Source organism: Acinetobacter sp. CY05, assembly GCF_059515805.1.
Genome location: NZ_JCAKMW010000002.1, coordinates 275,636 through 295,250, shown reverse-complemented (window position 1 = coordinate 295,250; position 19,615 = coordinate 275,636). Strand labels below are relative to the sequence as shown.

At 41.6% G+C, this 19,615-nt stretch carries 17 protein-coding genes; 10 read left to right on the top strand and 7 right to left on the bottom strand.

Features of this window, described 5'->3' with window-relative positions; genetic code table 11:
- The first annotated feature begins 54 nt into the window (after positions 1–54).
- Positions 55–1,247, top strand: a protein-coding gene (locus tag AC5YCD_RS03805; RefSeq protein WP_496128783.1) for an IS3 family transposase whose coding sequence is annotated in 2 segments (ribosomal slippage) — positions 55–334 and positions 334–1,247 — 1,194 coding nt in all. Because the reading frame shifts where the segments join, the coding sequence is not laid out codon by codon here.
- 75 nt (positions 1,248–1,322) lie between these two features.
- On the opposite strand, the gene AC5YCD_RS03800 is transcribed toward AC5YCD_RS03805, so the two are convergent.
- Positions 1,323–1,679 carry a hypothetical protein gene (locus tag AC5YCD_RS03800; protein WP_496128772.1) on the bottom strand — a complete coding sequence of 119 codons (357 nt, stop codon included), beginning with the start codon at positions 1,677–1,679 and terminating at the stop codon, positions 1,323–1,325.
- A 180-nt stretch (positions 1,680–1,859) separates the two neighbouring features.
- On the bottom strand, positions 1,860–3,917 hold the full coding sequence (metG, locus tag AC5YCD_RS03795; protein ID WP_496128771.1) for a methionine--tRNA ligase: 2,058 nt from the start codon (positions 3,915–3,917) through the stop codon (positions 1,860–1,862).
- A gap of 134 nt (positions 3,918–4,051) precedes the next feature.
- Here metG and AC5YCD_RS03790 point away from each other — a divergent pair, with 134 nt between their 5' ends.
- From AC5YCD_RS03790 to AC5YCD_RS03770, 5 genes are all read left to right on the top strand, one after another.
- Positions 4,052–4,786, top strand: a complete 735-nt coding sequence (locus AC5YCD_RS03790; RefSeq protein WP_496128770.1) for a GIY-YIG nuclease family protein — start codon at positions 4,052–4,054, stop codon at positions 4,784–4,786.
- Positions 4,787–4,846: 60 nt separating this feature from the next.
- Complete coding sequence (locus AC5YCD_RS03785; RefSeq protein WP_496128769.1) at positions 4,847–5,641, top strand: hypothetical protein; 795 nt, start codon at positions 4,847–4,849, stop codon at positions 5,639–5,641.
- A gap of 191 nt (positions 5,642–5,832) precedes the next feature.
- Positions 5,833–6,048 (top strand): hypothetical protein, encoded by a 216-nt coding sequence (locus AC5YCD_RS03780; RefSeq protein ID WP_496128768.1) that lies wholly within the window; start codon positions 5,833–5,835, stop codon positions 6,046–6,048.
- 141 nt (positions 6,049–6,189) lie between these two features.
- The gene (apbC, locus tag AC5YCD_RS03775; protein WP_496128767.1) at positions 6,190–7,464 is read left to right on the top strand and encodes an iron-sulfur cluster carrier protein ApbC; all 1,275 of its coding nucleotides are present in this window, start codon (positions 6,190–6,192) and stop codon (positions 7,462–7,464) included.
- 156 nt (positions 7,465–7,620) lie between these two features.
- Positions 7,621–8,043, top strand: a complete 423-nt coding sequence (locus AC5YCD_RS03770; protein WP_496128766.1) for a hypothetical protein — start codon at positions 7,621–7,623, stop codon at positions 8,041–8,043.
- 68 nt (positions 8,044–8,111) lie between these two features.
- On the opposite strand, the gene AC5YCD_RS03765 is transcribed toward AC5YCD_RS03770, so the two are convergent.
- From AC5YCD_RS03765 to AC5YCD_RS03745, 5 genes are all read right to left on the bottom strand, one after another.
- The gene (locus AC5YCD_RS03765) at positions 8,112–9,098 is read right to left on the bottom strand and encodes a TAXI family TRAP transporter solute-binding subunit (RefSeq protein WP_496128765.1); all 987 of its coding nucleotides are present in this window, start codon (positions 9,096–9,098) and stop codon (positions 8,112–8,114) included.
- Between the two features lie 115 nt (positions 9,099–9,213).
- The gene (locus AC5YCD_RS03760) at positions 9,214–10,929 is read right to left on the bottom strand and encodes a proline--tRNA ligase (RefSeq protein ID WP_496128764.1); all 1,716 of its coding nucleotides are present in this window, start codon (positions 10,927–10,929) and stop codon (positions 9,214–9,216) included.
- Between the two features lie 88 nt (positions 10,930–11,017).
- Positions 11,018–14,122, bottom strand: a complete 3,105-nt coding sequence (locus AC5YCD_RS03755; protein ID WP_496128763.1) for an efflux RND transporter permease subunit — start codon at positions 14,120–14,122, stop codon at positions 11,018–11,020.
- A gap of 14 nt (positions 14,123–14,136) precedes the next feature.
- A complete protein-coding gene (locus tag AC5YCD_RS03750; RefSeq protein WP_496128762.1) occupies positions 14,137–15,234 on the bottom strand; it encodes an efflux RND transporter periplasmic adaptor subunit in 1,098 nt (365 codons plus the stop codon).
- 29 nt (positions 15,235–15,263) lie between these two features.
- A complete protein-coding gene (locus tag AC5YCD_RS03745) occupies positions 15,264–15,830 on the bottom strand; it encodes a hypothetical protein (protein ID WP_496128761.1) in 567 nt (188 codons plus the stop codon).
- Between the two features lie 338 nt (positions 15,831–16,168).
- On the opposite strand from AC5YCD_RS03745, the gene pilG reads away from it, so the two are divergent.
- From pilG to AC5YCD_RS03725, 4 genes are read left to right on the top strand one after another with little or no spacing between them, the layout of a single operon-like run.
- Complete coding sequence (gene pilG, locus AC5YCD_RS03740) at positions 16,169–16,558, top strand: twitching motility response regulator PilG (protein ID WP_496128760.1); 390 nt, start codon at positions 16,169–16,171, stop codon at positions 16,556–16,558.
- A gap of 33 nt (positions 16,559–16,591) precedes the next feature.
- A complete protein-coding gene (locus tag AC5YCD_RS03735; protein WP_496128759.1) occupies positions 16,592–16,960 on the top strand; it encodes a response regulator in 369 nt (122 codons plus the stop codon).
- Positions 16,961–16,963: 3 nt separating this feature from the next.
- Positions 16,964–17,491: a chemotaxis protein CheW gene (locus AC5YCD_RS03730; RefSeq protein ID WP_496128758.1), complete on the top strand. Its 528-nt coding sequence runs from the start codon at positions 16,964–16,966 to the stop codon at positions 17,489–17,491.
- A gap of 56 nt (positions 17,492–17,547) precedes the next feature.
- Positions 17,548–19,599 carry a methyl-accepting chemotaxis protein gene (locus AC5YCD_RS03725; RefSeq protein ID WP_496128757.1) on the top strand — a complete coding sequence of 684 codons (2,052 nt, stop codon included), beginning with the start codon at positions 17,548–17,550 and terminating at the stop codon, positions 19,597–19,599.
- Positions 19,600–19,615 lie beyond the last annotated feature (16 nt).

The window sequence follows — 19,615 nt, the reverse complement described above, 5'->3', positions numbered from 1 at the left end:
TGATCCTAGCCAAAATAATGGACAGCACGTCCCTCTAAAGATAACGTAACTTTAATCTTTGGAGATTCAAGAAATGGCTATCTTGCGCAGCAATGCTGCTCAAGTCCTGAATTTAAACAGCAAGCGATTGATTATGCACTTTCAAACTCCCACGAACCTATAGCTGCAATCGCCCAGAAATTAGGTGTGGGTTATTCAACTTTAGACAAATGGATTCGTGAAGCCAATCCAGTGGGTTCAAGCAAACGTCAACTTTCACCAGAACAACAGCGGATCTTAGAATTAGAGAAAGAAGTCAAACAGCTCAGGGAAGCCAATGACATCTTTAAAAAAGCGCATGTGTACTTTCTGACAGATCATGCCAAGAAAAGTACACGGTAATTCAAGATCTGGATGTGAATGAAGTCACTGTATCTTCTGCCTGTCAATGCCTGGGTGTCAGCACTTCAGGCTATTATGCCTGGCGAAAACGCCAGACCAATCCAGCGCAGAAATATAATGATTTAAAAGCCGTATATTGGCAGCATCATGCACGATTGGGTGCACCTTCATTGGTACATGACATGCATGATTTAGGTTACAGCATGAGCGAACGAACCGTTGGAAGAATGCTTAAAAAGCTTGGTTTACGTAGCAGGATTGCACGTAAATACAAGCATACGACTGATTCAAACCATCGTTTGCCTACAGCGCCTAACTTGTTGGATCGTCAATTTACGGTCAATGAACCCAATAAGATCTGGACAACGGATATTACCTATATCCGTACTAAGCAAGGTTGGCTGTATTTATGTGTGATGCTGGATCTATTCAGCCGTCGTATTGTCGGCTGGCAAACCAGCCATCGAATAGACCGTCAATTGGTGTGTGATGCGTTTCATTATGCAATGGCTCGTCAGGGGTATCCAATGGGTGTCATGGTGCATTCGGACCAAGGCTCACAGTACTGTAGTCGTGATTTTAGGGCGCTATTATTGACGAATAACTGCGTTCAAAGTATGTCACGCAGGGGAAACTGTTGGGATAATGCAGTGACCGAAAGCTTCTTTCATACATTGAAAGGTCATGTGGTCCATGGCAGTGTGTTTGCCACTCGAAAAGAAGCGAATACAGTCTTGTTTGACTATATTGAGATTTATTACAATCGGGTCAGAAGGCATTCCGCAAACGGCTGGTTAAGCCCAGAAGCCTTTGAACAGAAATATTTTAAGAATTTAGAGGGATTTGTTGTCCACGATACTGTCTAGGATCATAGGAATGGTTTTAGATCCTGGAGATAGAAAAGCCCCTACAATGTAGAGGCTTTATTAAGATGTTAGATCTTATTTTTTACATTGAGGTTGTGAACGGTCAATCACTTGCGTACCTTCAACACGGTAACCCACTTGGCCAACAATAAAGGCTTGGTTTAGTTGCGTAATTACCACATCAGATAAAGCCACTGCACAACGATCTTTTTCAATTGCACGGTCGATGGCAGTTTTAAAGTTAGGAATACCCAATGGAAATAGAACTACAGGTACCTTATCTTCACCTGTAACGCGTTCGCCTTTTACAAATTGGTTTGAGTTTAAGTTGTAGTTTTTAGTTGAAGCGACAGTCATGTCTGCCATACGAACAGAACAACCAGTAAAAGCAACAGACGATACTGCTAATGCAGCAATTAATAATTTTTTCATAATGTATTTACCCCATAAATAGCGAGTGAATTGTAGTCAATGTAGTTGAAAATTCAATTGCAAATTCCACCAAATTTAGAGTGCTGGTCTAAAAATATATCTTTAAAATGAAAGATATAATTTAAACAATAAAAAAAAGCCCCTACAATGTAGAGGCTTTTTATCATCTTAATTTAAAAATTAAGACACTTTATCACCCGGTTTAGCACCAGATTCAGGTGAGATCACCCAAACACCGTCGCCATTACCCGCAGCCAATACCATACCGTTTGAAATACCAAAACGCATTTTACGTGGTGCAAGGTTAGCCACCATCACCACCAATTTGCCTTTTAAATCTTCAGGCGCATAGAACTCACGAATACCGCTAAATACGTTACGTGGTTCAGCTTCACCCACATTTAAAGTGAGTTGTAAAAGCTTGTCAGAACCTTCAACGTGAGCGGCTTCTAAAACTTCAGCCACACGTAAATCAACTTTCATAAAGTCTTCGATGCCAATGATTTCAGCTTCGCCTACTTTAGGTTCAGGTTTCTTTTCAACTTTCTTTTCTTTTTTCTTTTCAGCTTTTGGTGCTTCAGCAGGAGCAGCTAAAGAATCTTTAGATGCATCGACCATTGCAGCTACCGCTTTTGGATCAACACGTTGCATGAGTGGTTGGAACAATGCAATTTCATGACCCACAAGAATCGTTTCACGCGAAGCAAAGTCAAAGCTGTCTAACTGTAAGAATGCTTGAACTTGTTCAGCAAGTGTAGGCAATACTGGCGCAAGGTAAACCGCTAATTGACGGAACAGGTTAATCCCCACAGAACATACATCATGTACTTGTTGTTCTTCGCCTTCAATTTTAGCGAGTGCCCACGGCTTTTTCTCATCAATATATTGGTTGGCTTTGTCAGCAAGCGCCATGATTTCACGAATCGCAGCAGAGAATTCACGCGCTTCGTATTGCGCTGCAATTGATGCACCTGCATCAATAAAGCTTTGTACCAATTCAGGCTCTGCACACGTTGCAGAAAGTTTGTTATCAAACTTGGTATTAATGAATTTTGCACAGCGGCTGGCAATATTGACTACTTTACCAACTAAGTCAGAGTTAACCTTTTGTACAAAATCATCAAGATTTAAGTCAGAGTCTTCAACTTTATCAGACAGTTTAGATGCGAAGTAGTAACGTAGGTATTCAGGGTTTAAATGCTGTAAATAGGTTTCAGCTTTAATGAACGTCCCACGAGATTTCGACATCTTTTGACCGTTTACAGTTAAAAAACCGTTCACGAATAAACCAGATGGGGTACGGTAGTTAGCACCTTCAAGCATTGCCGGCCAAAACAGCGCGTGGAAATACACGATGTCTTTACCAATGAAGTGATAGACCTCATTTTCAGAATCTTTTTTCCAGTAATCATCAAAGCTTAGATCAGGGCGCTTGGTTTTAATATAGTTTTCAAAGCTCGACATATAACCAATTGGCGCATCTACCCATACGTAGAAGTATTTGTTTGGCGCATCTGGAATTTCAAAGCCAAAATATGGCGCATCACGAGAAATATCCCAATCGGATAAACCTGCTTCAAACCATTCATCAAGTTTATTAGCAATAGAGACCGGTAAACGACCTTCATCGCGTGTCCATTTTTGTAGGTATTCTGAGAAATTCGGTAGCTTAAAGAAGTAATGATCTGAAGATTTTTCAATCGGTGTTGCACCGCTTAAGGTTGATTTTGCATCTAATAATTCAGTCGCGTTATAAGTGGTACCGCAAACTTCACATGAGTCGCCGTATTGATCTTCCGCTTTACATTTTGGGCATGTGCCTTTAATAAAACGGTCTGATAAGAACATGCCCTTTTCAGGGTCAAACAATTGTTTAACAGGACGTACAGCAATGTTGCCGCCATCACGGTTTTTAATATAAATTTCTGACGCACGTGCTTGGTTTTCTGCGCTGTTGGTCGAGTCGTAGTGGTCAAAATCGACTTTAAAGCCAGCGAAATCGCGTTCGTGTTCGGCTTGCACATTGGCAATTTGTTGTTCTGGGCTAATGCCGTTTGCTTCAGCACGTAGCATAATTGCTGTACCGTGAGCATCGTCTGCACATACATAAGTCACGTTATGACCCATTGCACGCATCGCACGAACCCAAATATCTGCTTGGATATAACCAAGTAAGTGACCCATATGGATCGGGCCATTGGCGTAAGGAAGGGCATTGGTGACTAAAATATTACGCACGGATTAACTCTCTCATTCGTATTCATATGCAATGGGCTCGATTTTACATGAGTTTGCATGACAGTTGAACAAAGGATGCAAATACTTGTCATATAATGGCTAAGACTAAATATAAGTTATACAGAGTTAGTACTTTGGCTGAATACAAATACACTGGGCTTTACCTTACACCAAGTTTAATAGAAGAGTTAATACTTCAACTTTTTAATAACCGAACCGTTAAGAGAGATGTAATTGTTTCAAAAGTAAGACAATATCATATTGATAATGGTGGGATAATTAATGGTACAAACCTGACACACAGTGTGAAGAAAGCTCTGAATACACTTTCAAAAAATAAAAAAAGTGTAAATCGAGGTTATGGGCAGTGGTATATAGAAGATATTACGGATAGTGAAATAAATGATCAACCTATATCATTTGAGGCAGAAAATCTAAATGAAAATTTACAATCTTTAGCTGTTGAAACTATTGAGAATTCAGAAGCTACAAATATATATGAAGATTTTTATGGAGCAAGTATCTACTTGTACTACTATGAAGCCTATGAAAAATTATCACAATTAGAAGGCAGAGATATTTGGCCTTGTAAAATAGGTATGTCATCTACTGATTCACTTAATAGAATTTTAACTCAAGTAGGTACAAGTTTCCCTGAGAGACCAATTATAGCTCTAATAATTAAAACAGAAAAAGCTAATAATCTTGAACAAGCGATCCATTCAATTTTAAATTTTAAAGGTAGAAAAGTAGAAAACTCACCAGGTAAAGAATGGTTTTACACAAGTCCAAGTGAAATCTCGAATTTGCTAAGGTCTCTTTTTCCCGAACTTCAAGTGCACGATTTAAGAAGTATAGAGATCAGTTAACTATGATTGGTTTGTATAATCCTCGCAATAGTATTTAGATAGTTAGATAGAGTTTCAGTTATGATGGATGACGATTTTGATTTTGACGGCCCTGTAACCAAAATTGCAGCCAATAACAGCACACAGCTGCTCGCGGGTAAACAAATTTTGGCAGACGCGCAAGACTACTTTGCCACCATGTCAAACAAAGAACATGATTTTTTGCAGCAGCATTTAATGGAACTGGCCAAGCAAGATGCTTATTTCCAAGTACTTGCAGATGAATTTAATCAAACAGCGGATGCTAAACTTGCCAATGATGCCTTAAATTTTCTGCATTTTTGGCAACTGATTAACCAAGCTGAAGACGTGAATCAATTTAAGGTATTAGAGATCATCAACGATGCATACTTTAAAACGGAACTATTAAAAGCCTTTGATGACTTAAGTCAAAATGCTCACAGCAGCGCACGCCGTGGCGTCATTGAACAAGCATTAGAAATGTATAAACTTGGTTTTTATGCAGGTTGTGTGCCGCTGCTGTATGCACAGCTCGAAGGCTTACTGACCGATGTATTATTGGCACAAGGCTTTTTAGCGCAAAAAGACACTAAGTTTTTAGATGTCTATAAAATTGTGCCCGGCTTAAAAGGCAATGAGATTAAAAGCTTATGGCATAAAGCCAAAATTGCGACAGAAATGAATGCGTATTTTAGCGAGCTTGCGGCTTATAAAATGGATAGCAGTTCTAATGTGACCATGACTCGCCATAATATTTTACATGGCACCGATGTAGCACATTTTACGCAGGCGCGTAGCTTTATCTTATTCTTATGGTTGTTTAGCGTGACCAGTTTTATGCGCGGTATTCGCTAACAGCATCAGCACTTAAAGCAAATTTAAGTGCTGAATTTTTTTAAGATGCCAATCACAACACGATTTAATTGCCAACTAAAACATGACATGCTGTTTTATGTATTGGGCATGTTGCAAATTGCAGCTTTTAGCCGCTAATTTTAAAAAAAGCGTTATAACTAGCTTAAAGCCAAACTCAACAGGTGGTGAGCATGAGTAAAATTGACGATCTTAAACATAAAGCCCATGAGCTTGCTGATGGATTAAAACTCAAAGCTAAAGAGGCTTTAGTCAAAGGTGAGCAATTGGCAGATGACTTAAAACATAAGGCACAAGATGCCAAGCTCAAAGCCGAACACAAGTTACATGACTTAAAACGTGACGACAAAAAGACTGGTGAAGGTGATGAAGATCAGCATCATCGCTAAAGCAAAAAAGATTGCCATTTGGCAATCTTTTTTGCTTTTGAGCTATAAAAATTGCGAATTAAATTAAAGCGGCTTAACCTAAACTTAAATAACCGCTAAACTAAGCAATTCGATCGAAAAATGCAGTTTTGGAGTAAATATATGTCGTGGCTTTCTTCGCTTAAATCGGTTTTTTCGCCCGCACAGGAGGTGAAAGAAGAAGAAGTCCAGCACGTGCTACAAAGTTATTTGTTGCCAAAATCCAAAGATGCGCTGAAAGATCGTATTACCCAAGTCAATGTGCAAGGGCAAATTCTGCAAATTACCATCAATACGGTCCCAAGCGAAGCCGATGACTTGCAGCAAATTCATGATGAGCTAGCCGATGCCTTAGAAAAATGCGGTATTAAAGAACTCAATATGCATGTGATTCAGCAAAAAACGGCACATAAAGCAGGGGGCTGTGGACATAACCATAGCGAGGGCGAAAGTTGCTCAACTCAAAAAGCCGAACCTGCAAAAAGCAATTTACCGCCTGTAGTTGATGCCTCAGCCAGTATGGATGCGGTACAACAAGCCAATGCCAATTATCAGCCCAAGCAAGCAGAAGCACCTATTCAAAAAGCCGCACCGCAGCAACGCGATGTGCCTAAACATCCACGTATTCAAAATGTACTGTTGGTATCTTCAGGTAAAGGTGGTGTGGGTAAATCAACCACCACGGTCAATCTAGCTTTAGCCTTACAAAAGCTCGGCTTAAAAGTGGGTGTGTTAGATGCTGACATTTATGGCCCAAGTATTCCCACCATGTTGGGTAATGCCGGTCGTACGCCTATGATTGAAGCGGAAAACTTTGTGCCACTCGATGCTTATGGTTTGGCGGTTTTGTCTATTGGTCACTTAACGGGGGATCATAATACCCCTGTGGCATGGCGTGGGCCTAAAGCCACTGGCGCTTTAATGCAACTCTTTAACCAAACGCTTTGGCCTGATTTAGATGTACTATTAATTGATATGCCACCAGGTACAGGGGATATTCAGTTAACTTTGGCACAGCGCATTCCAGTCACTGGCGCAGTGATTGTCACCACACCGCAAAACGTGGCACTTATGGATGCGACTAAAGGCATTGAGTTGTTTAACCGTGTGCATATTCCAATTTTGGGTGTGGTTGAAAATATGTCGACCCATGTATGCTCAAACTGTGGTCACGAAGAGCAGATTTTTGGTACAGGTGGGGGTGACAAACTGTCTGAGCAATACCAAATTCCATTATTAGGTCGTTTACCGTTGAATGCGCAAATTCGCGAAAATGCGGATATAGGTAAGCCATCTGTCTTAGCCGAAGATACAGCAGCGCCAAGTTATATGGCAATTGCAGAAAAACTGGCGCAAGCTTTACCTAAAGCTGAAAAAGATCAAAGCCGTATTTTCTAAGTACAATTTAAAAAAAGCTCAAAGTTTAAGCTTTGGGCTTTTTTTTGTTGAAATTTCTAGCAATCAATTATTTTTGTTACAATCTGGTTACATTGTTTCCATATGTAATTCTTAATTTAAGTGCTTAATGTACTTAGATTTTATAGGGGGAAAAACATGAAAACTTTAACACAAGCTATTGTTCTAGGTTTGGCTACAGCTGTGATGGCTGCACCTGTAATGGCTGCTGAAACACAGCCTGTCACTTTACAACAATTTGCAGCGCAAAAAAAAGCAGCTGCTGAAGCTGATGCAGCGAAAAAACTCGCAGCTCAAAAAGCCCAAACAGCACAAAAAATCAATGCCAGCAAAGTGGTTTTAAGCGAAAAAGAGCAAAAAGCCAAGGCGGCAGAAAAAGCCGCTAAATTAAAAGCTAAAGCAGATGCGAAAGCTAAAAAGCAACAGGCAAAATTAGCAGCCAAAAAGGCCAATGCTGCAGAAAAAGCAGCAAAAGCACAACAAGCCGCAGCGGCAAAAAATGCTAAATTAAATAAAGAAGCGACTCAGGTGGCGAGCCAAGTACAAGCTGCAAAAATCTAAAAACAGCAGTACTCGGTCAATAATTTAAGTTTAAGCGTTAGCCCAACTTCGGTTGGGCTTTTTTTGGGTTATTGCTGTTGTTGATAGTATTGAATAGCACCGGGATGTAAAGCAAACACTAAACCTTGTTGTGATTGCTGTACATTAATTGCCTGAGCAGCGCGACTCAATTGTTGTAAACGTGGCAGATGATGAAAAAAGCTTTGGGTCAGCGCATAGACATCTTGTTGGCTTATATCTTGACGCACCACTAAAGTATGCATTACCGCAACTGTGGGTACGGCTGCATGGCGACCATAGCTATTTTCTGCAATGTTTGTGGCAACAAAATAGGGGTGTTGCTGTTGTAACGCTTTGATGTGTTGCGGTTCTAAGCCAATAAATTTGTAGTTAAAGCCATCTTGCATCAAATGATTTAAGGCTTGATTGGGGATATGCCCACTCAAAATAGCAGCATCAATACGACCATTTTTAAAGGCATCCATGGCTTCAGCATGGCCAAAATACCACATTTTATAATCATTACGCTTTAAGCCCACACTGGCTAAAATCCGTTTGGCATTGGTTTCGCTATGTGATGACTGAGCGCTGACCGCAATTCTTTTATTTTTTAAGTCAGCTAGCGTGTGAATGCTGGATTGGCTGGGGGCAATGATGTGTATATAACTTGGATATAGCGCCGCAATTTGCACTACATTATAAACGGGTTGTTGAAATTCAGCCTTACCCTGTATGGCATCATGTAAAACATCGCTCATCACTAAGGCTAAATCAGCTTTTTTGTCCTTTAATAAGCGTAAATTCTCGGCTGATCCTTGGGTAATTTTTGTATCGACTGGAATTTGATATTGATTTTGATAAAGCTCAGCGAGTGCTTGCCCAATTGTGGTATACGGACTCGAGGCATCCGCTGTGGCAATGGTTAAATGTTGTGCATCAAGTTTTAGCTCAGGATTAAATTCAGTCGGTTGAGCGGTGGATGAGGGGTGAGGTTTAGAACAGGCGGTCAAGCTAAAGGCAAGACTCAAGACCATTAATGTGCGTAATCCATGCATAAGGCAGCTCCTTGTTGGAGTAGTATTTTTATTTTGCTGCAAATTTTTATCTTAATTATGCTATACAAAAAAATCCCGCATGGCGCGGGATTTTTTCTAAATCAAACAAATTAAATTATTTGGCAATTTTTGCTAATAATTCTGCTTTGCTTAAATTTACAGATTCAGCGTCACGGCGACCTTTATATTCAAAAGTACCTGCATCCAAACCTTTTTCACCAATCACAATACGATGTGGAATACCGGTTAACTCAAGATCTGAGAATTTCACCCCCGGACGTTCGTTACGGTCATCTAATAACACATCATATCCAGCAGCTTGTAGCTCTGCATACAATTCTTCAGCTGCAGCTAAAGCGCGTGGTGATTTATGCGCATTCATTGGCACAATGGCAACTTCAAATGGTGCAATCGCGGTCGGCCAAATAATGCCTTTTTCGTCGTAGTTTTGCTCAATCGCAGAGGCAACTACACGCGTTACACCAATACCGTAGCAACCCATGGTCACGACAAATGGTTTACCATCTTCACCCAATACTTTACAGCCTAAAGCTTCTGAGTATTTTTGACCCAATTGGAAGATATGACCGACTTCAATACCACGTTTGATTTGTAGTGTGCCTTTACCATCTGGAGATGGATCGCCTTCAACGACATTACGTAAGTCATATATTTCGGTAAACTTGGCATCACGTTCCCAGTTCACGCCCGTTGCGTGTTTGTCAGCTTCGTTTGCACCCGCTACAAAGTCAGACAATACTGACGCTGCGCGGTCAACAATGACTGTCACGCCTTTTTCAACTAAACCTTGTGGGCCAACGAAACCAGCGGTTAAGCCAAGCTCAGCAATTTGCGCTTCAGTGGCAAATGTAAGAGGAGCAGCAATTTGCGGGTGTTTTTCCGCTTTAATTTCATTTAGTTCGTGGTCGCCACGTAAGAATAACGCGACAACAGGTGCAGTTTTACCTTCTTCAGCTACACCTTGTACCAGTAAAGCTTTGACTGATTGGGCTGGATCTGTACCTAAGAATGCGGATACATCAGCAATAGTTTTTTGGTTTGGTGTATCGACAACTTGAAGTTCTTGCGTAGGGGCAGCACGTTCGCCAACCAATACCGCTTCAGCCATTTCCACGTTAGCCGCATAATCAGATTCAGTTGAGAAGGCGATATCGTCTTCACCGCTTGATGCTAAAACGTGGAATTCGTGTGAGCCTGAACCGCCAATTGAACCAGTATCGGCTTGTACAGGGCGGAAGTTTAAGCCTAAACGAGTGAAGATACGGCAGTATGCGTCATACATAATGTCGTAAGTTTCTTGCAATGATTCTTGGTTGGTATGGAAAGAGTAAGCATCTTTCATGACAAATTCACGCGAACGCATGACACCAAAACGTGGACGGATTTCGTCACGGAATTTAGTTTGCACTTGGTAGAAGTTGGCAGGAAGTTGCTTGTAGCTTTTTAATTCGTTACGCGCAAGATCAGTGATCACTTCTTCGTGTGTTGGGCCAAGCACGAAATCGTTGTTATGACGGTCTTTAAAACGTAGTAATTCTGGACCATATTGCACATAACGACCTGATTCTTCCCATAAAGCGGCAGGTTGAGTCACAGGCATTAATACTTGTAGTGAACCTGCGCGGTCCATTTCTTCACGGACAATCGCTTCCACTTTATTTAAGACGCGAACACCCATTGGTAACCAGCTATATAAACCAGATGCCAGTTTACGGATCATACCGGCACGTAGCATCAACTGATGCGAGATCACTTCCGCATCATTTGGGGTTTCTCTTAACGTTGCAAATAAAAAGCGACTCGCGCGCATGGAAACTGTCCTAAGCAAAGATGAGTAATTAAGGGCGAAATTATACAATAAAAACTGCGCCGGCATGTTGAATGTCGGCGCTTTTGTGTTAAGAGAGAATTTTTTTGCTGATTCGCTGCATAAAATTCTTAAAATCATCTAAATAAGTGAAGATCACTGGCACAACCACTAAGGTCAGTAGGGTAGAAGTAATCACGCCACCAATCACCGCATGCGCCATCGGTGCGCTTTGTTCACCGCCTTCACCTAAGCCCAAGGCTAAGGGCACCATGCCCATGACCATGGCACTGGTGGTCATTAAAATTGGACGTAAACGGGTTTTGCCAGCTTCCACAATCGCAGTGTAACGATCCACCCCGCGATCCATGGCTTTTTTAATAAAGTCGATCAGCAAAATGGCATTTTTAGTGACCAGACCCATCAGCATAATAATCCCGATAATGGAGAATAAGTTCATGGTGGAGTTAAATAAGAATAAAGCCAAGAACACGCCAATTAACGACAAAGGCAGTGAGGCCATAATCGCGGCAGGGTGAATAAAGCTATTAAACTGCGAACCTAACACAATATAGATAAACACAATTGAAAGAGTAATAGCTGTGAGCGCATAACCTGCTGATTCTGCCATATCAGCATTGGAACCTTGCGTCATAAAGCTATAGCCAGCAGGTAATTCAAAGTTATCTTGAATCCTTTGAATGTCGGCACCAATATCACCTGCGGGACGACCAGAAGTATTGGCTTCAACCAACACTTCACGCGATAAATAACGACGGTTAATTTGTGAAGCGCCTAAATCTTGTTGCAAGGTCGCTACAGTGGAGAGCGGAATTAAAATCGGCTGACCATTGGCATCTAGTTTTTGTGAACCGATGTACAGCTTTTCTAAATCATTTGGCAAGCCGCGCTGGCTATCCGCTAAGCGCACATTAACGTCATAGGTTTCGCCTTTATCATCTTCCCAAGTGGTGACATCATCACCTGCCAAGAGTGGACGAATAGCATTACCAATTTGACTGACTGATAAACCTAAATCGCTAGCCAGTATCCGATTAATTTGGATGCTTAAAGTCGGTTTTGGTTCTTTCAATGAGCTTTCTAAATCAACGATGCCTTCGACTTGACCAATCTCTGCCATAAAGCGATCGGAGATTTTTTGTAATTCATCCAACTCTGGGCCTTGAATTGAAATCATCACCGGTTTTTGACCACCAGATACCGTTTCGTCGGCAGAAGCCACTGAAGTGACCGTAATTCCAGCGACAGATTGTAAACGCTGACGGAATTGATTGGTGAGATCAGTTAAGCTTTGCTCACGTTGTTGGCGCGGAGTCACTGTGACACGTAAGCTGACATGGTTTTTACCACGATCGGTGACACTATTAATCACGCCATAGGTACTAATCACCTCCGGATGCTCGCGAATAATGGCATCCACTTGTTTGAGCTTGGCTTCAGAATATTCAATGGCAGCATCGACTGGGGTTTCAAACTTAATTCGAATTTCGGCTTTATCGGGTACAGGCACAAATTCTGTACCAATCATTTTAGATAAAGCCAAAGCGCCAAAGAGTGAAGCAACCGCTAAGGCTAAAGTCATGACGCGAAAGCGTAACGCCAGTTTAAGTAGCTTTTCATAGATCACGCTTAAATGATCTAAGCGTGTAGACACCCAATCTAAGCAGCGTTGAACTTTATTGGGTTTTTGCTTGGTTTTTGGTTTTTCTGCCCAATGCGCTGAGAGCATCGGATCGAGGGTAAAACTAACAAACATCGAGATTAATACCGCAATACTGACCGTTACCCCAAACTGGTAGAAAAAGCGTCCAATAATGCCGCCCATAAAGGCCACCGGTAAAAACACCGCCACAATGGTCAAGGTAGTGGCAAGCACTGCCAAACCAATCTCTTTGGTGCCATCTAATGCTGCTGTGACATGATCTTTGCCCATATCGGCATGACGGACAATGTTTTCCCGTACCACAATCGCATCATCAATTAAAAGACCAATACTTAAAGACAGCGCCAATAGCGTCATCATATTGATGCTAAAACCAAAGGCCCAAATAAAAGTGAGTGTCCCGAGTAGCGCAATCGGTAGGGTAAGACCTGTAATAATGGTGGAGCGGAATGAACCTAAGAATAATAAGACAATCAGAACGGCTAAAATCGCACCTTCAATAATGGTACGCACCACGTTATCAATACTGCCACGAATACTTTTAGACGAATCGACCACCACTTTGGCTCTGGTGCCTTCAGGCAATTGAGCTTGAATTTTATCGAGGACTTTATAGGTGTTATCTACGACTTCAATAATATTAGAATCTGAGCTACGTAAAATATCGACTGCGACCGCAGCTTGACCATTTAAAAACGCACCTGAATCGGTTTCGGCTTGGCTGTCGGTGACCGTGGCGACTTGTTTTAGATAAATGGGTACGCCATTTTTATTGGCGACAATTAAATCGCCAAAACCTTGCGGATAGATCACTTTGGATTGAATTTCAACCACGAGCTCAGTGTTGGCATTTTTTAAGCTTCCCCCTGGTAAGTCAATATTTTCTGACTTTAAGGTATTGATGACTTGATCGATACCGACGCCCAAGCTTTGCATTTTGCTGGGTTCCACCGCAATGCGAATTTGGCGCTGTGCATCGCCCAATAAATTCACCGAACCAACACCAGCGACGGTACGCAGTTGTGGCACAATGCGCTGCTCTAAATAAGAACTTAAATCACGTAAGGCGAGATTTTCTGATTCAAAGACAATCGACATTACCGCATTGGCAGTGGGGTCATAGCGCTCAACAATCGGATCAGAGATTTCATCGCGAAAATCAGCGCTGACCACGGCAATTTTATCACGTACATCTTGTGCCGCCGTGGTCGAAGAGGTATCTAAATTAAATTCCACCATCACAGTCGATAAACCTTCGCTGGATTGCGAAACGATTTTTTTAACCCCAGAAATGGTATTAATTTGATCTTCAATTTTTTTGGTGATGTCGGATTCAACCGCTTCAGGTGATGCACCAGCATAATTGGTATACACCACCACAAATGGGAAATCGACGTCAGGGAATTCTTCAACCCCCATGCGCTGCCAAGATGCAACACCCAAAACCATTAAGCAAAACATCATCATAATGGTAAAAACAGGATATTTGACACTAATTCGGGTAAACCACATGCGCGTAAATCCTGTTACTGGCTAATGCTAACAGCGTGATTGATTTGTTTATCGTTAAATTTGACTCGGCTAATACGGTCATTGGCGCTTAAACCACTGACCACAGCTTGATTTAAACTTGGATTTTGCTGCAATAGGGTAATCGCAACTTTATGTAGTTTTTGATTGCGTACTACCCAAACATAAGCTTGGCTGTCAATATTGTGAATCACATCTAAAGGCACTAACTGACCTGCAACAGCTTGACCAGAAATAATATCGCCTTCAATAAAAGCACCAATACTTAAACTTGGCATATTTTGTTGGGGTTGAGCGAAAAACTCAATCTGACGACTAGCGATATCGGCAACCGGTGCGACACGGGTCAATTTGGCGCTCAACAGCGTGGATTGACCTTGAAGACGATATTCAATGTGATTACCCACAGCTAAGGCACTTTGCTGTTCGACAGGAACCTGTGCTTGTAGTTCCAAATGATCGGGATCAACAATTTCAAATAAGGTTTGACCTGCAGCGACAGTTTGACCGGGTTCGACCTGACGTTGCGTGATGACGCCAGAAATCGGGCTTCTAATCACGCCATCTTGATTGGCTTTTTGGGCAATATCCACATTGGCGCGTTGTGCCGCTACATTTTCTTGCTGCGCTTGATAGTCGACCATGCTTTGCTCATATTCTACTTGAGAAATGAAGCCTTGCTGTAATAGGCGTTGTTTACGCTGCATCATCAACTTGGCTTGATTGGCCTGCGCCTGTGTGGCAGCTAAATTGGCTTGAGCTTGTGCAAGGCGCGCCGCGTTATCTTGGTTGTTAAGCACCACCAAAACTTGGCCTTGATTGACACGTTGACCAATATTGCCATTCACCTGCGTCGCAGTTGCGGTGACTTGTGCTTGGACACTACTTTGATTAACCGCGCGAATGGTGCCACTAAAACGGGTTTTATTGACGGCTTCGCCATAGGCAATATCCACTAAGTCAGCTGCAATGAGCTCGATTTTAGCAGGACTAGAAACAGGTTTTTCAGGTTCCTCTTGACCACAACCACTGAGGCTTAAAGTCAAACTTAGACACAATAAAACAGAGGTTGCAGTAAATTGATGAGGTCGCATGCATCATTCCTAGATATGCTAAAACAAAATTATTCAAGCGCTTTTAAACGCGTGATGATTCTATCGTATTCTATTTGGCATTTTTGATATTGCATCTGTAACGATTGCAATTGTTTGTGTCCGTTTTGAATATATTGTTGATTATATTTAAGGGTGTTTTGCAGGGTTTGTGGTATAGCAAGGCCCTTTTTAGTGTATTGCTGCTCTTGTTTTTTAAACAGGATTCGGTCCTTTTGTAGTTGGGCCAATTGTTGTTGTTGCAACTGAATCTGTTTATTAATGTGCGATAGGCTTTCTTGACGTTTTTGCGTGGCTAGACGACTTGACCCATATGCTTTTTTAAGACGTTGATCGGCTTCTTTTTGCTTGCTTACTGTATTGGTTGTACTGATATGTGATGAGGCTTTATCTGGGTTAAACGGTTTGGTGCGTTGAATCACCTGCATATTACGGTCCAATGCTTCATAACCATAACGAATATGATTGGGACTTACCGTTGTACTGACGTTGGCGACCCCCTTGCTATCGTAATAACGATACCACGCCGGCTTAACGCTATTGGCTAAAAGTGGCAGTGAAAATGCGCTAAGTGTCACAAAAATAAGCCATTTTAATTTTCCCAATTGGCTTAAAAAAGTCCATGGGTGTGTTAATTTTGTCATCCTAGTCTTACCCAAATAAAGTTGACTAAATTACTCATTTTTAAGTAAATAATTACACTATCTTATCATGTGCTGCTGTTTTAAAAACCCTGACAAACTTAAAAAAAAAATATTGTTGCAACAGGGGTGTGATAAGGTTGTCATAAAGCCTTGCAAATGCAAGCTCTTTCAAACTCACTTCGTTGAAACCAAAGGTAAATCTGTGTTAAAAATGCAGATAATTTCTATAAAAGCATATTACATGCAGTCTAAAAATGGGCAGGGGTCATGAAATGGACGCAAAATTTCAGAATTTAAAAGTAATGGTGATTGATGATTCAAAGACCATCCGCCGTACCGCAGAAACATTATTACAACGCGAAGGCTGCAATGTAGTCACTGCGGTAGATGGTTTTGAAGCCTTATCTAAGATTGCTGATGCGAATCCAGACATCGTTTTTGTTGACATCATGATGCCACGTTTAGACGGTTATCAAACCTGTGCTTTAATTAAAAATTCACAGCAATATCAAAACACACCGGTGATTATGCTCTCCAGTAAAGATGGTTTATTTGATCAAGCCAAAGGCCGTGTGGTGGGCTCGGATCAATATTTAACTAAGCCTTTTAGTAAAGACGAGTTATTAGGTGCGATTCGCACACATGTAAAAGCAAAAGTATAACGATTTTAATTTAATTTTTTATTGGGGAAAGCTATGGCACGTATCCTAATCGTGGATGATTCACCGACTGAAACATTTCGGTTTCGTGAAATTCTGACTAAACACGGTTTTGAGGTGCTTGAGGCATCAAATGGCGCTGATGGGGTAACGATGGCACAAGCTGAGTTACCAGATATGGTACTGATGGATGTGGTGATGCCTGGGGTGAATGGTTTTCAAGCCACACGTCAGATTGCACGTAATGCCAGCACCCAACATATTCCGATTGTCATTGTTAGCACCAAAGATCAAGCCACCGACCGCGTTTGGGGTAAACGTCAAGGGGCACGTGATTATTTGACTAAACCTGTGGATGAACAGCAATTAATTGATGTCATTAAGCAACATTTGACTGTGGAATAAGTTATGGCTGCCAATGGATTTATCGAATTACTTCGTTTGGCAAAACGTGGCAATAAACACTATGTCAATCAAGACAATCAAGTAAATCGATGGTCAGGAATTGCTTTTGAGATCATGGGGCAATACTTTGTTGCGCCATTGGGGGAAGTCTCAGAAGTCATTTATCCACCAAAATGTACACCTGTACCCAATACACAAGCTTGGGTACGGGGTGTGGCCAACATTCGTGGTCGATTACTCTCCGTTTCGGATTTAAGTCACTATTTAGCTGGGCACAGAAGCCAAAGCTCAAGTGCACAAAAAGTGTTATGCATTCAGCATGACGATCATTATGTTGGGTTGATTGTAGATCAAGTATTGGGGATTCAACATTTTAATAAGAAGAGCTTTTTTTCCAATCAAGATGCAATAGAAGACGTTTTACACCCGTATTGCCGTGGTTATTTTCAGCAACATAACCAAAAATGGCAGGTGTTCTTATTCAGTCAACTACTGCAACATCCAAAATATATGAATGCCTCTATTTTATAATATTTAAGCGTCTGAATTAAATGCAGACAGACGTACACGCAATTGGGAGAAGCTAAATGGGCTTTAATATTAAGAAAAGTGCGAGCGAAGGCGCGGGTTTGCTCAACAAAGTCCAAAAACAGGTTGATGAGGCCTCACGTGTCTTTGGTGATAGTGAAAAATCCAAACCTTATATTTATGGTGCTGCATTTAGCTTGCTCTTGGCTTTAGTATTCTTAGCGTATTTGCTCTATAGCGTGCCAAAAAATAATGCCTATACGCAAAGTTTAGGTGAACTGCGTTTGTTATCGCAAACCCTGCCAAACCAAGCAGCGATGACCACTGCAGCGGGTACACCTGAAGCATTAAAACAACTAACTTTAGTCAAAGATGAGTTTGCTGAGCATTTACAGCGTGTGCAAAGTGGTTATGGCAATGGCGATGCTTTACAAAACATTGACGCAAGCTGGGCTAAAGTGGCCAGCAACGTGGAGATCATTACAGCGCAGCAACCACTGATTAATCAGTTATATGATGCCAACTTGGCGTTAAGTGAAACCATTCCTAGCATTCAAGCACAGTACAATTTAATTATTGAGCAAATGTCGCGTCAAGGCAGTTCCGGGAGCCAAATTGCTCTTGCCAAAAACCAAGTGTTTTTAGCTGAACGTATTTTAAACTCAATGAATGGTTTAATGAACGGCTCGCAACACTCAAAGTCCTCTGCCGAAGATTTTAATAGTGATGTGCGTAATTTTGCGGCCTTTTTAAATGGTCAGCTCAATGGTAATGCTGCCTTAGGCGTAGCGCGGGTCGAAGATACCAACTTACGTGCTGCCTTAAGCAATATTAAAGCTGAATACGATCAGGTGATGGCAAGTGCTGCTACTGTGGTGCAAAAAAATGCTGAACCGATTGCTCAAGTGCGTCAAGCCTCAAGTGTCATTTATAATGAATCTACGCCACTATTAAATAACTTAAAACAGTTATCAAACAGTTCATCGTTAGGACTATGGATTCCTGCAATTGGCTTAATTTTATCTTTAATTGGCTTTTTGGTTGGGGTATTCAAGCTGCTGACCTTGCGTGGTGAAGCAGATAAGCAGCGTGTAGCACGTTTACAAGAAGAATATGACCGCAACCAAAACGCGATTTTACGTTTATTAGATGAAATTGCTGATCTTGCGGATGGTGACTTACGTTCCTATGCGACGGTATCGGAAGACTTCACGGGTGCAATTGCAGACTCGATTAACTTTGCCATTGATCAGCTGCGCGATTTGGTATCGCGTATTAATGAAACTTCACAGGAAGTGGCGCAATATACCGCCAACACGCAACACATTACCAATCAATTAGCAGAAGCATCTGAACATCAAGCGCAAGAAATTGCGGGGGCTTCATCTGCGATTAACGAAATGGCAATTTCGATTGATGAAGTATCTTCTAACGCCTCTGAATCAGCACAGGTGGCTGAGCGTTCGGTACAAATTGCATCAAATGGTGCTGATGTAGTACAGCGTTCGATTCAAGGTATGGATATTATTCGTGAACAGATTCAAGAAACCTCAAAACGTATTAAACGTTTAGGTGAGTCATCACAAGAAATTGGAAACATCGTTGCTTTAATTAACGATATTGCCGACCAAACTAACATCTTGGCTTTAAATGCTGCAATTCAAGCGTCGATGGCGGGTGAAGCAGGTCGTGGTTTTGCTGTGGTTGCCGATGAAGTTCAGCGTCTTGCAGAACGCTCAGCCTCTGCCACTAAGCAGATTGAAACCTTGGTCAAAACCATTCAAACTGATACCAATGAAGCGGTCATTTCGATGGAACAAACCACCTCTGAAGTGGTCAAAGGAGCAAGTCTAACCAAAGATGCAGGCGTGGCTTTGGGTGAGATTCAAACCGTATCTAACAACTTAGCGAAACTGATTGCCAACATTTCCGATGCTGCGAAATTGCAGTCAGCATCAGCAGGTCATATCGCAACGACCATGAATGTTGTGCAAGAAATTACTTCACAAACCACAAGCGCGACCTTTGATACTGCACGTTCGGTGTCGGAGTTGGCAAGCATGGCAGAGTCATTACGTGAGTCTGTAACTGACTTTAAATTACCAGAATAACCCGGTAACGGAGACT

Bases quoted from the DNA above. Each gene is read 5' to 3' on its own strand.
- AC5YCD_RS03800 (WP_496128772.1), bottom strand. From the start codon at position 1,679: ATGAAAAAATTATTAATTGCTGCATTAGCAGTATCGTCTGTTGCTTTT.
- AC5YCD_RS03785 (WP_496128769.1), top strand. From the start codon at position 4,847: ATGATGGATGACGATTTTGATTTTGACGGCCCTGTAACCAAAATTGCA.
- AC5YCD_RS03780 (WP_496128768.1), top strand. From the start codon at position 5,833: ATGAGTAAAATTGACGATCTTAAACATAAAGCCCATGAGCTTGCTGAT.
- apbC (WP_496128767.1), top strand. From the start codon at position 6,190: ATGTCGTGGCTTTCTTCGCTTAAATCGGTTTTTTCGCCCGCACAGGAG.
- AC5YCD_RS03770 (WP_496128766.1), top strand. From the start codon at position 7,621: ATGAAAACTTTAACACAAGCTATTGTTCTAGGTTTGGCTACAGCTGTG.
- AC5YCD_RS03765 (WP_496128765.1), bottom strand. From the start codon at position 9,098: ATGCATGGATTACGCACATTAATGGTCTTGAGTCTTGCCTTTAGCTTG.
- AC5YCD_RS03760 (WP_496128764.1), bottom strand. From the start codon at position 10,929: ATGCGCGCGAGTCGCTTTTTATTTGCAACGTTAAGAGAAACCCCAAAT.
- AC5YCD_RS03755 (WP_496128763.1), bottom strand. From the start codon at position 14,122: ATGTGGTTTACCCGAATTAGTGTCAAATATCCTGTTTTTACCATTATG.
- AC5YCD_RS03750 (WP_496128762.1), bottom strand. From the start codon at position 15,234: ATGCGACCTCATCAATTTACTGCAACCTCTGTTTTATTGTGTCTAAGT.
- pilG (WP_496128760.1), top strand. From the start codon at position 16,169: ATGGACGCAAAATTTCAGAATTTAAAAGTAATGGTGATTGATGATTCA.
- AC5YCD_RS03735 (WP_496128759.1), top strand. From the start codon at position 16,592: ATGGCACGTATCCTAATCGTGGATGATTCACCGACTGAAACATTTCGG.
- AC5YCD_RS03730 (WP_496128758.1), top strand. From the start codon at position 16,964: ATGGCTGCCAATGGATTTATCGAATTACTTCGTTTGGCAAAACGTGGC.
- AC5YCD_RS03725 (WP_496128757.1), top strand. From the start codon at position 17,548: ATGGGCTTTAATATTAAGAAAAGTGCGAGCGAAGGCGCGGGTTTGCTC.